Annotated in this window: 16 protein-coding genes; 2 read left to right on the top strand and 14 right to left on the bottom strand. The window is 68.5% G+C overall.

Annotated elements, in window-relative coordinates; all coding sequences use genetic code 11:
- Nucleotides 1-17: 17 nt before the first annotated feature.
- The 5 genes from AB4Y72_RS17160 to AB4Y72_RS17140 all read right to left on the bottom strand — a co-directional run bounded on the left by AB4Y72_RS17160 (nucleotide 18) and on the right by AB4Y72_RS17140 (nucleotide 5159).
- On the bottom strand, nucleotides 18-713 hold the full coding sequence (locus AB4Y72_RS17160; RefSeq protein WP_441427343.1) for an acetyltransferase: 696 nt from the start codon (nucleotides 711-713) through the stop codon (nucleotides 18-20).
- Complete coding sequence (locus AB4Y72_RS17155) at nucleotides 706-1890, bottom strand: DegT/DnrJ/EryC1/StrS family aminotransferase (RefSeq protein ID WP_441427342.1); 1185 nt, start codon at nucleotides 1888-1890, stop codon at nucleotides 706-708. The genes AB4Y72_RS17160 and AB4Y72_RS17155 overlap by 8 nt, the downstream gene beginning before the upstream one ends.
- Nucleotides 1887-2882 (bottom strand): NAD-dependent epimerase/dehydratase family protein, encoded by a 996-nt coding sequence (locus AB4Y72_RS17150; RefSeq protein WP_441427341.1) that lies wholly within the window; start codon nucleotides 2880-2882, stop codon nucleotides 1887-1889. Before AB4Y72_RS17150 ends, AB4Y72_RS17155 begins: the two co-directional genes overlap by 4 nt.
- Nucleotides 2879-3961, bottom strand: a complete 1083-nt coding sequence (locus AB4Y72_RS17145) for a Gfo/Idh/MocA family protein (RefSeq protein WP_441427340.1) — start codon at nucleotides 3959-3961, stop codon at nucleotides 2879-2881. Before AB4Y72_RS17145 ends, AB4Y72_RS17150 begins: the two co-directional genes overlap by 4 nt.
- 238 nt (nucleotides 3962-4199) lie before the next feature.
- The gene (locus tag AB4Y72_RS17140) at nucleotides 4200-5159 is read right to left on the bottom strand and encodes a diacylglycerol/lipid kinase family protein (RefSeq protein ID WP_441427339.1); all 960 of its coding nucleotides are present in this window, start codon (nucleotides 5157-5159) and stop codon (nucleotides 4200-4202) included.
- A 171-nt stretch (nucleotides 5160-5330) separates the two neighbouring features.
- On the opposite strand from AB4Y72_RS17140, the gene AB4Y72_RS17135 reads away from it, so the two are divergent.
- Both AB4Y72_RS17135 and AB4Y72_RS17130 read left to right on the top strand, forming a co-directional pair.
- Nucleotides 5331-5564 carry a hypothetical protein gene (locus tag AB4Y72_RS17135; protein ID WP_441427338.1) on the top strand — a complete coding sequence of 78 codons (234 nt, stop codon included), beginning with the start codon at nucleotides 5331-5333 and terminating at the stop codon, nucleotides 5562-5564.
- Nucleotides 5565-5687: 123 nt separating this feature from the next.
- Nucleotides 5688-6314: a hypothetical protein gene (locus AB4Y72_RS17130; protein WP_441427337.1), complete on the top strand. Its 627-nt coding sequence runs from the start codon at nucleotides 5688-5690 to the stop codon at nucleotides 6312-6314.
- A 45-nt stretch (nucleotides 6315-6359) separates the two neighbouring features.
- Here the strand turns inward: AB4Y72_RS17130 and AB4Y72_RS17125 are convergent, their stop codons facing one another.
- Genes AB4Y72_RS17125 through pcaH form a run of 9 tightly spaced genes read right to left on the bottom strand, consistent with a single transcriptional unit; the run spans nucleotide 6360 to nucleotide 14164 of the window.
- On the bottom strand, nucleotides 6360-7166 hold the full coding sequence (locus tag AB4Y72_RS17125) for an IclR family transcriptional regulator domain-containing protein (RefSeq protein WP_441427336.1): 807 nt from the start codon (nucleotides 7164-7166) through the stop codon (nucleotides 6360-6362).
- 26 nt (nucleotides 7167-7192) lie between these two features.
- Nucleotides 7193-7891, bottom strand: coding sequence for a 3-oxoacid CoA-transferase subunit B (locus tag AB4Y72_RS17120; RefSeq protein ID WP_441427335.1), 699 nt, complete (start codon nucleotides 7889-7891; stop codon nucleotides 7193-7195).
- A gap of 1 nt (nucleotide 7892) precedes the next feature.
- Complete coding sequence (locus tag AB4Y72_RS17115; protein WP_441427334.1) at nucleotides 7893-8594, bottom strand: 3-oxoacid CoA-transferase subunit A; 702 nt, start codon at nucleotides 8592-8594, stop codon at nucleotides 7893-7895.
- 39 nt (nucleotides 8595-8633) lie between these two features.
- Nucleotides 8634-9848 carry a thiolase family protein gene (locus AB4Y72_RS17110; protein ID WP_441427333.1) on the bottom strand — a complete coding sequence of 405 codons (1215 nt, stop codon included), beginning with the start codon at nucleotides 9846-9848 and terminating at the stop codon, nucleotides 8634-8636.
- Nucleotides 9845-10315, bottom strand: coding sequence for a 4-carboxymuconolactone decarboxylase (gene pcaC / locus AB4Y72_RS17105; protein ID WP_441427332.1), 471 nt, complete (start codon nucleotides 10313-10315; stop codon nucleotides 9845-9847). Before pcaC ends, AB4Y72_RS17110 begins: the two co-directional genes overlap by 4 nt.
- Complete coding sequence (locus tag AB4Y72_RS17100) at nucleotides 10312-11130, bottom strand: alpha/beta fold hydrolase (protein ID WP_441427331.1); 819 nt, start codon at nucleotides 11128-11130, stop codon at nucleotides 10312-10314. Before AB4Y72_RS17100 ends, pcaC begins: the two co-directional genes overlap by 4 nt.
- Entirely contained in the window at nucleotides 11123-12688 is a 1566-nt protein-coding gene (locus AB4Y72_RS17095) for a lyase family protein (RefSeq protein WP_441427330.1), read from the bottom strand. The genes AB4Y72_RS17100 and AB4Y72_RS17095 overlap by 8 nt, the downstream gene beginning before the upstream one ends.
- Nucleotides 12685-13260: a protocatechuate 3,4-dioxygenase subunit alpha gene (gene pcaG, locus AB4Y72_RS17090; RefSeq protein WP_441427329.1), complete on the bottom strand. Its 576-nt coding sequence runs from the start codon at nucleotides 13258-13260 to the stop codon at nucleotides 12685-12687. The genes AB4Y72_RS17095 and pcaG overlap by 4 nt, the downstream gene beginning before the upstream one ends.
- Before the next feature lie 7 nt (nucleotides 13261-13267).
- Nucleotides 13268-14164 (bottom strand): protocatechuate 3,4-dioxygenase subunit beta, encoded by an 897-nt coding sequence (gene pcaH / locus AB4Y72_RS17085; protein WP_441427328.1) that lies wholly within the window; start codon nucleotides 14162-14164, stop codon nucleotides 13268-13270.
- Nucleotides 14165-14180: the final 16 nt, after the last annotated feature.

Raw genomic sequence — 14180 nt, 5'->3', positions numbered from 1 at the left:
TGGCCGGAGGATGCGCATCAGCCGGCCCTCCTGGTGCTCCCGATGGCGTGATGCGCAACGCTCGTCCCTAGGCCCGCAATGCCGGCCCGCAGGACACGTGCCGGCACGCCCACCCAAGTCTCGTCATCCGGCACGTCGGTCAGGACGGCCGCGCCCATGCCGATAGTGGCGCCCGCACCGACCGAGGCGCCTTCCCGCACGCACGCGTTCATACCCAAGTAGGCGCCGCGCCCGATCCTGACACCGCCGCCCAGGGATACCCCGGCCGCAAACGTTGCAAAGTCGTCCACGACGACGTCGTGAGTCAGCGTCACGCCGGGCATGACCACCACATGCTCACCGAGGGTGACGCCGGCGGTCAGGGTGACATGGCCCAGCAGGACGCTGCCGCGGCCGATCCTGCATCCGTCCGGGACCCGGACCGAAGGATCGATAACGGTGGCGTACCGGCGGTCCGGGAACCCGAGGCCGGCCAGCCGGTCCACAATCCGGGCGCGCCCGATGCCGGCACCGACGCAGACCGCCACCCCGGCCGCCGGGTAGCCGAGGGCCTCACTGGCGGGGCCCAGGACGGGGACACCGTCCACGATTGCTCCAGTTTTGCCGGGGTCGTCGTCAAGGATCCCAAGGACGTCAAAGCGTCCGCTCGCCCGGACGGCGGCCAGGACTTCACGTGCCAGGCCGCTCGCGGCGATGAGGAGCAGCTCATCCATGCGCCCGCCCCCCGGCCCTCCGGAGGGAGTCGATCACCCGGTATTGCTCCTCCGGCGTCAACTGGTGGTACACGGGAAGAATCACTGTGTTGTCCGTGAGTCGTTCCGTAACCGACAAATCAGCGGAGCCGGTGTCCCGCCCGGCGTACGCGGGCTGCCGATGCGCGGCCATGATGCCCCGCCGGGCCGAGATGCCGTCGCGGGCCAGGTGAGCCAGCACCTCATCCCGTCCCAGTCCAAAGCCCGGAAGGACCTCGAACCAGAACGACTGGAAATTGCTGGTGCCGTACGCGGGGTCCTGGCTGAACCGCAGCCCTTCGACGTCCGCGAGGGCGGACCGGTAACCGGCGACGATGCCGCGCCGCCGGGCGACGGCGTCCTGGAGCCTGCCCAGCTGTACCAGCCCGACGGCCGCCTGCAGATCCGTCATCCGGTAGTTAAAGCCGATCTCCAGATACTCCTCGGCCGGGGCCAGCAGCGCGGCATGCCGATCGTTCGCCGAAACGCTCATGGAATGTTCCCGCAACTGCCGGGCCCGGGCGGCCCATTCCGGGTTCCGCGTCGTCAGCATGCCGCCCTCACCGGTGGTCAGAATCTTGCGGGGATGAAAGGACCAGGCGGCGAGCTCGGCTCCCGCCCCGACCGGATGGCCCCGGTACGTGGACCCTGCCCCGCAGGCCGAATCCTCGATAACCGTGATGCCCCGGGGGTCGCAGAGCTCGCGGATGGGGTCGAGGTGGACCGGCATGCCGCCCTGGTCGACCACGATCACGGCACGGGCGGCCGGCGTCAGGGCCGCCGCGATGGTCCGTGCGGACACGTTCCCGGTGTCCGCTTCGACGTCGGCAAATACCGGCCGGGCGCCAACGTAGGTGGCGGCATTGGCGGTGGCGATGAAGGAGAAAGAGGGAACCACGACGTCGTCGTCCGGGCCGATGCCGGCAACTTTCAGCGCCAGGTGCAGTGCGGTGGTGCAGTTGGAGACGGCGACGGCGTGCGGCGCTTGTTGCGCTGCGGCAAAAGCGTCTTCGAACCTGGCCACGCGGGGGCCCTGCGCCACCCAGCCGGAGGCGATGACCTCGGCGACGGCCTCGGCTTCTTCGGTTCCAAGCCACGGCTTCATGACGTTGATCCGGCTCAGTGCCTGCTCTTGTGCGTGGCCCTGGTCGATGCTCATCGCACGCCGCCCACTCTGGCGGCGGCAATCTCCTCGCGCAGCGGACGCCACCAGTTGACGAGTTCGCGGAGGCCTTCCTCAAGCCCGGTTTCGGCCGTGAACCCGAGATCGCGTGCGGCCGCCGACGTGCCCGCCAGCCGCCGTACGACGCCGTTGACGGCGCGGTCCGGTCCATGCTCCACTTCAAGGTACGAATCCATCGCCCTCAAGAGCGCCTCGGCAAGTTCCAGGAGGCTCGTTTCGGCACCGCTCGCCACGTTGTAGACGCCCTCGCGGACGTCGCTCCCGGCCGCCAGGATGTTGGCCCGGGCGATGTCCCTGGTATGGACGAAATCCATGGTTTGCCGGCCGTCGCCGAAGATCAACGGCGGCTGCCCGTCCGCGATCCGTTCCATCCAGCGCACCAGCACCTCGGTGTACAGGCCGTGCACGTCCATCCGCGGCCCGTAGACGTTGAAGTAGCGCAGCAGCACGTAATCCAGCCCGGTCATGGCGCGGAAGCTGCGGGCCATGCCTTCGTTGAAGGACTTCGCCGCCCCATAGAAGGTGTCGTTGTTGTGATGGTGATGCCGTTCCGTGGTCGGAAACTCCTCCGCCATGCCGTAGACCGAGGCGCTGGAGGCCGCGACGAGCTTGTCGACACGGTGGGCTGCCGCTGCCTCCAGAACGTTGAATGTGCCGTCGACCAGCACCTCCAGGGCGAGTCGTGGCTCTTCCGCGCACTGGGTGATGCGGATGGCGGCTTGATGGAAGACGATATCTTTGCCGCGCGTTAGGTCGTGGACGAGGTCCCGGTCGCGCAGGTCGCCTTCGACCAGATGGACCCGGCCGCTTTCCATGGCCTCGTCGAGATTCGCCCGACGTCCGCGGACAAGGTTGTCGAGGACCTCGATCCGCCCGGCTCCGGCGGCGAGCAAATGATCAACAATGGTGGACCCGATGGTTCCGGCGCCCCCGGTTACCAAGACCGCCGCCCCCTGCAGTGTGCTCATCGTGTTCCTTCCAGCTGAAATTCGTTTCCCGTTACGGCACTGGGCCGTCCGTCCGTGCTGAGGCTGTGGCTGACCGCTTCGAGCACCGAGAGGACCCGGAGGCCGGCGGCCCCGCTGGTCCGCGCGGGCCGCCGCTGCCAGATGCTGTTGGCAAATTCGGTCACCATCTGGCCGAGGGCCTCGTGTTCGGGCAGGGCAGGGGACCAGGTGTCCCCCAGCCGGTAGGAAATGGCCGATGCTTTTTTCTCTGCCGCTTTCTCCGCCGCGGACCGGGGCTGCGCTTCCAGGCTGACCCCGCGGTCGTATACGCTGAGCCGCTGCTGCGGGTTCAAATCGTCCCAGACCAGGGTGCGCCGGGAGCCGCCGACCACCATCTGCCGGATCTTGGTGGGGCTCAGCCAATTGACGTGCACGTGGGCCATGCCGCCGCCGGCCAGCGCGAACGTCAAGTGGCCGACGCAGGCGTTTCCGGTACCGAGGGGATCCGCGCCGTGAGCGGCCACTTCGGCCGGCCGCAGTCCGCCGGGAAGGATGAAGTCCAGGATGGACAAGTCGTGCGGGGCAAGGTCCCAGAAGACATCCACGTCCGGCTGGACCAGGCCAAGATTGATCCGGACTGAGTCGATGAACAGGATCTCGCCCAAGGAGCCGTCGCTGATGAGTTCCCTGATCTTCAGCACGGCCGGGGTGTAGCAGTACGTGTGGTCGGCCATCAGGACCAGGCCGCGGCGCTCGGCTTCCTCAACCATTTCCAGGCCGTTGGCACGGCTGTCGGCCAACGGCTTTTCAACCAGCACGTGCTTTCCGGCGCGCAGGGCAGTGAGGGCGATGCCGTGGTGGGTATGGGCCGGCGTCGCGATGGCGACCGCGTCGACGTCCACCGTGTCCAGGAGCTCCTGGACGGAGCCGCACACCGCGACGTCGCCATGAGCGGCGGCCAGCTTGGCGGCCCGGGCGCGGTCCATGTCCACGATTGCCGCCAGCTCCCAGTCGGGGCCAGCCTTGAAATTTCGGGCCAGATTTGGCCCCCAGTAGCCTGCGCCGATGACTGCGACCCGCAAAGGGGCCGGAGAAGCCATGGACTCAGAATCTCCGGCCGAAATCGCCACAGCCAACCCCCAGTGCGCTAGACGGCGGCATCTGAGTGATGCCTGTGCCTATCCAAGCCGCTGCCCGGGCTGCCCGTCACGAGTGCCAGTTACTTGCCTTTGCGAACAACCCCCCAGCGAAGCGTCCGGGTAGTACCTAGTTGGCCCCGGGTGCACCACGTGGGCCGGTCCACCGCGCGCGGCCGTCCCACAGGCGCGGCCCGTAGCCTCAGATCGCCGTCATCCGGACGGTGAGGGCGTCGTGTTCGACCGAGACTTTCAGGTGTTTGGCCTTGCCGAGGGGGTCGCCGTCGAGCTGGAATTCTTGTTCGTGGGCGAGTTCGATTTCGGCTGTTTTTCCGGCGAAATATTCGACCGACGCGTTCTTCGGGTTGTTCCGGCCGAAGACGCCGGCCAGCACGCTCAGCCAGCCCAACCGGCCGACGGGAGCCAGGATCACGACGTCCAGGATGCCGTCGTCCACCTTGGCGTCGGGGAAGATCTCCACGCCGCCCATGATCTTGCCGCAGTTTCCAACCATGACACTGCGGATCCGGCGCCGCACGGAGTGCTGGCCGTCCATGCTGATCTTGGCCCTGATGGGCTTGCCCGGCAGGTGCCGGATGCCCGCTTCAACGTACGCGAGCCAGCCCACCCGGTCCTTGAGTTCGTCCACGGTGTTGGCCATGATGGCGGCGTCGTAGCCGAGACCCGCCATGACCAGGAAGATGTGCTCCTCCTCGGCGTGGTCCAGCGTGGCCTTCACCACGTCCACCTTGGCGTCGGTGCCGCTCAGGACGTCATAGCTCGCGGCCACGGGGTCGGTGATGTCGACGCCGAGGTTGCGGGCCAGCAGGTTGCCGGTGCCCATGGGCACCAAGCCCATCGGCGTTCCGGTGCCGGCAAGGATCTCCGCCACGCAGCGGACAGTTCCGTCGCCGCCCGCGGCGATCACGACGTCGACCCCGGCGGCGAGGGCCTCACGCGTCTGCCCGAGCCCGGTGTCCTCCTTGGTGGTCTCCAGCCAGAGCGGCTCGGCCCACCCCTGGGTCTCGCACAGGCGGAAGAATGAGGCGCGGAAGCTCTCTCCGGGAGACTTCATGGGGTTGATGACCACGGCGGCCCGCCTGGACGCTGTAGTGTCCCGGGTTTCCAGGGTCTCCGACGTCGCGGTGTTGTTCTCTGTCATGGCGTCCTTAGGGCGAATGGCGGGAGAGGTCCCGAAATGAAATCCTAGCCGCTGAGCATGCCCAACTTCCGCAGGGCCGGCGGGAAGCGTGGACGCCCGCTCCGCGCTGTCACTAGACTGGGGTTCGTGATGTGCCGGGGCCCGCGCTCCGGACGCCGAAAGCGGGGGTAAATGACTGAACCAGAGAAGTATTCAGCAACGGCTGAATCATCGAGCATGGATCCCCACGACTGGGGCCGGGCGATGGCATTGGCGCTCACGCGGCTGGCCGAGCAGATCGCGCCAGAAGGCAGCGACGACATTCATACCCTGCTGGTGGGGCGGGACCTGTACCTGAAAATCAGTGACGAACCTGCCGGTGTCTTGATCAGGGTTTCCACCGGGCCCATCTCAGACGCCGGCTAGCAAAGCGCGCCCGGCCCGAAACAGCGTCGGGAAAACAATCATTTCCCCTCCTTGTTGTGCCAGAATAAGCGGGATTTACCGGCACACAGTGGACCGGAAACACTCATCTCATTTGGGGGAATGATGACCGAGCGCGCAAATTTTGACGCCAGAAATGAATCCGAATCCTTCGACGGGGCCCAGCCGGCTTATGGCCAGCGCTGGCCGGACGGGGCCCTTTGGCCGGATTCTTCCGACCACCGGCAGGCACAGTTGCCGGCGCTGCCCGTTCCTCGGATCCGGACGGAGTCCCGGGAAAACACGGTGCGGGGCACGGTCTTTGCCCTCGCCATGGTCCCGGCCGGCGTCGCCGTCTGGCTGATCCTCTGGAAGCTGGGCTGGATGGGCTCGATTGTTGCCTTCCTGACGGCGGCCGGGGCCGCCCGGCTGTACATTGCCGGCAGCTCGGCGGGCAGCGGCGGCACCATGACGAGGCGCGGCGCGTGGGTCGTCGTGACCGTGACCATTGCGACGGTGCTCCTGTCGTTCATGAGCAGCATCTGGCTGGATCTGGCCGACTACATGGGCGGCGCCTCACCGCTGGCGCTGCTGTTCGAACCCGGGGCGTGGGACCTGCTGGGCGATAACCTGGCCAACAACGCGGACCTGGTCGAATCCCTCAAGGGTGAGTTCCTGACGGGGTTGCTCTTCAGCGCCCTGGGCTGCTTCTTCACGCTGCGGCAGTTGTTCGCCCAGTCCCGCCGCGGCTAGGCGCCGTCACCGACCGGCCGGGGGTCGCCTCAGCGCGTCGGGGCGTCACCGTCCCGACGTCAGGTCCTCGGAGATCAGTTCCGCCGTGGCCAGCGCCGCCTCGCGCACGGCCGCGAGGTAGGCGTCCGGGTCGGGCTGCGCGGACACTGTCTGGGCCTGAAGCGAGACGTTGATCGCCGCCACCACCGTGGGCCCGTCGTGGATCGGCGCCGCAACGGACATCAGTCCCAGCTCCAGCTCCTGGTCCAGCAGGCACCAGCCCTGGGCCCGGACGCTATCCAGCTCGGCCAGGAGGGCGGCCCGCGTTCCGATGGCTCTGGGGGTGAGGGGCCGGATCTCGGCGGCCGCGAGGTACTCTTCCAGCTTCGCCGGCGGGAGGGCCGCGAGCAGCACCCTGCCCATGGAGGTGGCGTAGGCGGGGAAACGGGTCCCCACCGTGATGCCCACCGTCATGATCCGCCGGGTGGACACCCGGGCGATGTAGGCGATGTCGGTGCCCTCGAGCACCGCGGCCGACGTCGACTCCCCCAATTCGAGCGAGAGCTCCTCCAGGTGCGGCTGGGCGAGCTGCGGCAGCGACAGCCCGGACAAGTAGGCGTAGCCGAGCTGCAGCACCTTGGCGGACAGGGCAAAAATCTTGCCGTCGGTGCGGACATAGCCCAGCTCCACGAGGGTGTGCAGGAACCGCCGGGCCGTGGCCCGAGTCAGTTCTGTCCGGGCCGCGACCTCCGTCAGCGTCATTTTGGGGTGGTCGGTATCGAAGGCGCGGATCACGGCGAGCCCGCGCGCCAGCGACTGCACGTACTGGTCGCTGGCCGCTGGCGCGCCGGCACTTTTGGCTGCCTCAATCATTTTCCGCCTCCCGGTCCCGCATCACTTTATCCCGCGGACGCCGCCCGGAGCGGGACGGGGACCATGGCCTGGAGTTCCTCGAGGGTGCAGCCGAACGTTTCCCGGACCTGGACGCCGTCGGGTCCGGTCAGGAAGACGGCTTTGTCGGTGTAGACGCGGGTCACGCAGCCGATCCCGGTGAGCGGGTAGGTGCACGTCTCCACCAGCTTGGACGCGCCGTCGCGGGTTAGGAGCGTCATCATGACGAAGACGTCCTTGGCACCGGTGGCGAGATCCATGGCCCCGCCGACGGCGGGGATCGCGTCCGGGGCGCCGGTGTGCCAGTTGGCGAGATCGCCCGTGGCGGAGACCTGGAAGGCGCCGAGCACGCAGATATCCAGGTGCCCGCCGCGCATGATCGCGAAGGAGTCCGCGTGGTGGAAGTAGGACGCCCCGGGAAGCTCGGTCACGGGAATCTTCCCGGCGTTGATGAGATCGCCGTCAATCTGGTCCCCGGCAGCTTCCGGGCCCATGCCGAGCATGCCGTTCTCGGTATGAAGCGTGATGTTCTGCTCGGGCGCGAGGTAGTTGGAGACCAGGGTGGGCTGGCCGATGCCGAGATTCACGAACGATCCGGGCTTGATGTCCCGGGCGACGAGGAGGGCGAGATCGTCGCGGCCCAGCGGCTTGTCGCTGGTCTGGAGATCGGCCCGGAGACCGGCCTGGCTGTTGGACTGGATGCTCATCTCAGGCCGCGCTTTCTGTCGTGCCGGCGCCGGCAGCACCGCTGGAACCAATACGGACGATGCTGTTGACGTAAATTCCGGGGGTCACGATGACTTCAGGGTCCAGGCCGCCCGTGGGGACGATTTCGGAGACCTGCACGATGGTGTGCTTCGCTGCGGCGGCCATGATGGGGCCGAAGTTCCGGGCGGTCTTGCGGTAGACGAGGTTGCCCTTGCAGTCGGCCGTGAGCGCCTTGATGAGGGCGACGTCGGCGTGGATGGGGGTCTCGAAGACCTGCCATTTGCCGTCCAGGAAGCGGGTTTCCTTGCCCTCGGCCAGCATGGTGCCGTAGCCGGTGGGCGTGAAGAAGCCGCCGATCCCGGCGCCGGCGGCCCGGATCCGCTCGGCGAGGTTCCCCTGCGGGACGAGTTCGAGCTCGATTTCGCCGGCGCGGAACTTGGTGTCGAAGTGCCAGGAGTCGGACTGCCGGGGGAAGGAGCAGATCATCTTCTTCACCCGGCCCTCCTTGATCAGCAGGGCCAGGCCCTGGTCGCCCTGGCCGGCGTTGTTGTTCACCACCGTCAGGTCGGTGGCGCCGCACTCCAGCAGCGCATCGATCAGTTCGAACGGCTGGCCGGCGTTGCCGAAGCCCCCGATCATGACCGTGGAGCCGTCCTTGATGCCGGCGACGGCCTCGCCGACCGTGTCAATAAAATTCAGCATGGCTATGCTCTCCTAATGCCGACGGGCTGTGCCGGCAGGTTATGCCGACGGGGCGGCGGCGGTGACGTTTTCGAGGACGACGGCGAGGCCCTGGCCGACGCCGATGCAGATCGCGGCGACGCCCCAGCGCTGCCCGGAGGCCTGCAGGGACCGGGCCAGGGTGCCGAGGATGCGACCGCCCGACGCGCCGAGCGGGTGGCCCATCGCGATCGCGCCGCCGTGCCGGTTCACGATGTCCGGGTCGATGCCCCAGGCGGTGATGCAGGCCAGGGACTGCGCGGCGAAGGCCTCGTTGAGTTCGACGGCGCCGACCTGGTCCCAGCCGATGCCGGCCTTCGCGAGGGCCTTGTTCGCGGCCTCGACCGGGGCGTAGCCGAAGTACTGCGGGTCGTTGGCGTGCGCGCCGCGCCCGGCGATCCGGGCCAGCGGGTCCAGGCCCAGGACCCCGGCGGCGGCCTCGGAGCCCAGCCACGCCGCGGAGGCGCCGTCCGAGAGCGGCGAGGCGTTCCCGGCGGTCACCGTCCCGTTCCCGGTCCCGGTCCCGGTCCGGAACACGGTTTTGAGCCCGGCGAGCTTCTCCGCGGAGGACCCGGGACGGATCCCTTCGTCACGGACCAGGTCCGTGCCCGGGACCGGGGCCACCAGGGTGTCGTAGAAGCCCTCGTCCCAGGCCGCGGCGGCGAGGTTGTGGGAGGCGGCGGCGAATTCGTCCTGCGCCTGGCGGGTGATCGCGTACTTCTCGGCCAGCCGCTCGGTGGCCTCGCCCAGGGAGATGGTCCACTCCGGGCGCATCGCCTCGTTCACCAGGCGCCAGCCCAGCGTGGTGGAGACCAGGGACAGGTCCCCGGCCGGGTAGGGCTTCTCGGTCTTGGGCAGGACCCAGGGGGCGCGGGACATCGATTCGGCGCCGCCGATCAGCATCAGCTCGGCGTCGCCGGTGTTGATCTGCCGGGACGCGATGATCGCCGCGTCCAGCGAGGACCCGCACAAACGGTTCACCGTGGTCCCCGGAATCGAGACCGGCAACCCTGCCAGCAACGTCCCCATCCGGGCGACATTGCGGTTCTCCTCGCCCGCGCCGTTCGCGTTGCCGAACACCACCTCGTCGATCCGCTCGACGTCGAGCTTCGGCGCGCGCTTCACGGCCTCGCGGATGACGTGCGCGGCGAGGTCGTCCGGCCGGACCCCGGCAAGACCGGAGCCGAACTTGCCGAACGGCGTCCTCACGGCGTCGTAAATGAAAGCCTGGTTCATGATTTCTTGTCCATTTCTGCCTCGTCCATCGAATGGAACACCTGCTGGGCGGTCTTGAAGGCGGTGTTGGCGGAGGGGACTCCGCAGTAGATGGCGGTCTGGAGCAGGATTTCCTTGATCTCATCCCGGCTCAGGCCGTTGGTGATGGCAGCGCGGATATGCATGGCCAGTTCTTCCCAGTGCCCGTGCGCCACCATGGCGGTGATAGTGACAGCGGAGCGCATCTGCCGGCTGATCCCGGGCCGGGTCCAGATGCCACCCCAGGCGATTCTGGTGATCATGTCCTGGAAGTCCTCGGTGAAGGAATCCTTGTTGGCGTTGGCGCGGTCAACGTGCGCGGCGCCGAGGACTTCACGGCGGACTTTCATGCCGCCGTCGTAGATTTCCCGGCTTGTCGCGCCGGGCTGGACTACGCCGTTTCGGTCCGGCCCGGTCAGGTCGGGGCTGCTGGTTTCGGGGAGAGTCATTCGACGACTCCTTGGGTCTCAGTCCAGGTGATGAGGCTCTTGAGTAGTTCGGCAACGTGGGCAGGTGCCTCGAACGGAGCCAGGTGGGCCACGCCCTCCAGGCTGACGGCCGTGGCGGTGCCGCCGCCGGCGGTGATGCCCGCGGCCGCTTCCTCAGCCACCGAGGGCGGAGCCACGGAGTCCAGGGCGCCTGCAACCACCTGGGTGGGGACGCGGATGGTGCCGAGCTGGTCCCGGACGTCAAAGCCCGCCAGGGCCTCGCAGCAGAAGGCGTAGCTGAAGCGGTCGGCGTCACGGAGGGTGTGCAGGAGCCGGCCGCTGAGCTCCGGCTGGCGGTCCATGAACCCCGGGGCGAACCAACGCTGAGCGGATCCCTGGATCATCACCGGGGTTCCCTGCGTGCGCACGGTCTCGGCCCGTTCCAGCCAGCCCTCGGGAGTGCCCAGCTTCGCGCCGGAGCACTGCACGGAGAGGCTCTTGAGCCGGTCGCCGTGTTTAATGCCCAGTTGCAGGCCGGTCGCCCCGCCGAGCGACACCCCGGCGTAGTGGAAGCGTGCGCCGGGGGCGATCGAGTCGACCAGGCCGATCACGGCGTCGGCCAGCTCGGCAACGGTGAAACTCTCCTGCGCCGCGGGCGAGACGCCGTGGCCGGGCAGGTCCCAGGCGACCACGTCGACGTCAGACCCCAACAGGGTGCCGGCTTGGCTCCACAGCAACGAGGATGTCCCGAGCGATGGCCCCACGATCAGGAGGGGCTTGTCGCCGAGGGCGCGCTGGGGCGAGAGCAGGACTGCTTTGACGGTAGGTCTAGCCACGGGAGGCTCCGTTCTGGAGTTGGTGGGCGGTGGCGCGGTCATATTCCAATGAGGCCGGCCCGGCGGCGTATTCCGGGTACGCCGCGAGGATGCGGCGTGTGATCTCAACGGCCTGGCCGAGGTAGTTGGCCCGGTCCAGAAGCTCCTCAAGCCGGCTGTCCGCGAGCAGTTCCTCAGGGACTGCCGCGCGGAGCAGTTTCCGGTAGGTGGCCGCCTGCTCCGAGGCCGGGGCCTGGAGGGTCTGGTCGACAACCTCCTGCAGCAGTTGCTTGCCGGCACGGCCCGGCCCCGCTCCGGCGCTGCGGGCGTCCAGAAGCGGCGCTACGGCAGAGTTGACGGCTTCGGAGAGAAGCAGCGGGCCGGCGAGGTCGAGGTTGCGTTGCATGCGACCGGGGAACACCTGCAGCCCTTCGGCCAGTTCGCGGAGCTGACCCGCGGCGCCCAAGGCCAGGCGCAGCAGCTGGCGCAGGGCCGCCCATTCGCTGTGCCAGGCTCCGTCGGGTCGCTCGTCGTTGAAATTGGCGGCGGCAAGGTGCAGCTGAGCGGCCAGGGCTGGCGCCTGCAGGGCGGCGCTGCGGATCAGCACGGACAGCACCGGGTTCTGCTTCTGCGGCATGGCCGAGGATACGCCGCGGCCCGCGGCGCGCGGTTCGGCGACCTCTGCCACTTCCGGCCGGCTCAGGAACAGGACGTCGGCGGCAATCTTTCCGGCAGCGTCCGTCACGGTGGCCAGGGCATCGCCGAGCGAGGTCACGGCAACACGGTTGGTGTGCCAGGGAGCCGGAACGGTGGCAAGACCCAGGCGTGCGGCCAGCCGGTCGGAGAGATCGAAGGGTGACAGGGGGCCGGCCACCTGCCCGGTGCCGGACGAGCGTGCACCGCCGGACGTCAGTACAGTTCCGGCGGCCAGGGTCCCGGCGGCGCCGCCGGTCTGCACCGGCAGTTCGAGGGCTTCGAGCCGGCGGCCGGCGGCGGCCAGCCCGGCAAACCACTGCGCGGACCGGAGTCCGAAGCTGAAGGGCAGCGAGTGCTGGGTCAGGCTGCGTCCCACGCAGAGAGTCCGGGCATGGGCTTCGGCCATGCCGGCGAGGGCCGACGTCGCCCCCGTGAGCTCGGCGAGCAGCTCGTGCACGGCCCCGGCGGCGAGCACCATCAGGGCCGAGTCGAGGACGTCCTGGCTGGTCAGCGACGTGTGGACGGCCCGTACCGCGCCAAGGCCGGCGCCGTCCAGGGCCCTGACCTGTTCACGGAGGTCGGCGAGCAGCGGGATGACCGGGTTTCCGCCGCCCTGAGCGCGCACGGCGATGTCTGCGACGTCGTAGCGCTGCACCTGCGCGGCGGCGGCCACCACCGCTGCGGACCCGGCCGGGGCGAGGCCCGCCTCATCCAGGACCGCCGCCCAGGCCACCTCGACCTGCAGGATGGCGGCGAGCACTGCACGGTCCCCGGTCAGCGCCGCCACCTGGGGCGACGCCGACACGGGGTTCAGCAGGCCAAAGTCACCGTGCAAGCCAAAGTCACCGTGCAGGCCCGCGCCGCCGGTCTCGAAGGAGGTCACTTCGAGGCACCCTCGACGTCGCTGAAATCCAGGAACACGGTCTCGCCCTCGCCTTGGAGGCGGATGTCCCAGGTCAGGCCGCCGTCGGGATCCCGGCGTGCGATCAGGGTCTCGCGGCGGTCCGGCTCCAGGGAGGACAGCAGGGGGTCCTTGGCCAAGGCCTCCTCGTTCTCCGGCAGGTAGATCCGGGTGAACAGTCGGTTCATGAGGCCGCGGGCGAAGACCGCAACAGCGATGAACGGCGCCGCGCCCTCTTCGGTGGGTCCCGGATTCACGGTCGTGAACGTGAAGACGCCGGTGTTGCCCACAGCGCTGCGGCCGAACCCGGTGAACGTATAGCCGTCGCGGACCAGGGAGCCCGTGTGGTGCGGAACCTTGCCGTCCGCGTCGGCCTGCCAGATTTCCAGGATGGCGTCCGGAATCGGGTGGCCGGCGCCGTCATACACAGTGCCCTGGAGCCGGATGGAGCCCGGGGCCCCGGGGGCGAGCAGTTCGCGGTCCTTGGCGTAGGGCAGGGCGTAGCCGTAGAACGGGCCCACGGTCTGGCCCGGTGTCGGGGTGAGTTTACTCATGATGCGCCTATTCATTCTCGTCGCCTGCTGCACCTAATGCCTCGTTCTCGGTCCAGGTCCGTTTGGGCCCGGTCAGGACAATGTCCCAGTTGTATGCCAGAGCCCATTCAGGCCTGGTCTGCTCGTGGTTGTAGGTGGCCACGAGCCGGTCGCGGGCGTCCTGGTCCACGATCGACTGGTAGATCGGGTCCAGCGGGAAGAGCTGGTCACCGGGGAAGTACATCTGGGTGACGATCCGCTGGGTGAACTCCTGCCCGAACAGGGAGAAGTGGATGTGGGCCGGTCGCCAGGCGTTGAGGTGGTTCTTCCAGGGGTAAGCGCCGGGCTTGATGGTGGTGAAGCTGTAGGCGCCGTCGGCGCCCGTGATGCAGCGTCCGACGCCGGTGAAGTTGGGGTCCAGCGGTGCCGGGTGCTGGTCCCGTTTGTGGATGTAGCGCCCGGCGGAGTTCGCCTGCCAGATCTCCACGAGCTGGCCGGCGACGGGACGGCCGTCGCCGTCGAGCACGCGGCCGGAGACCACGATGCGTTCGCCCAGCGGTTCACCGTTGTGCTGGATGGTCAGGTCCGCCTCCAGCGCGTGCACGTCCATGTGCCCGAACGCCGGAGAGTAGAGCTCGATGGTTTCCGGGTCCGCGTGGTGCAGGTCCTTGGTAGGGTGGCGCAGGACGCTGCTGCGGTAGGGCGCGTAGTCGAGCCGTGGCTGGGTTTCGGCCGGGGTCCCGTTCTTGAGGGCCTGGGCGTAGGCCTCCCCGATCGCCTTCATCTCGGCGCTGAGGTCCGACTGCGACTCTGCGGCGGCATCGAGCGGCGCGTACGTCTTTGGTGCGGCCTCCGTGGCTTCGTCGGACACGTCTTCGGTGACCGGGTCGGCGTTGAAGATCTCGAGGTTCAATTCTTCAGGCACAGCAGCCTCCTCTCAT

The sequence above is a fragment of the Arthrobacter sp. YAF34 genome (genome assembly GCF_052113245.1).
Classification (GTDB): Bacteria; Actinomycetota; Actinomycetes; order Actinomycetales; family Micrococcaceae; genus Arthrobacter.
The sequence above is the reverse complement of the archived record's forward strand: the minus strand, read 5'-3'. Positions and strand labels throughout refer to the sequence as shown.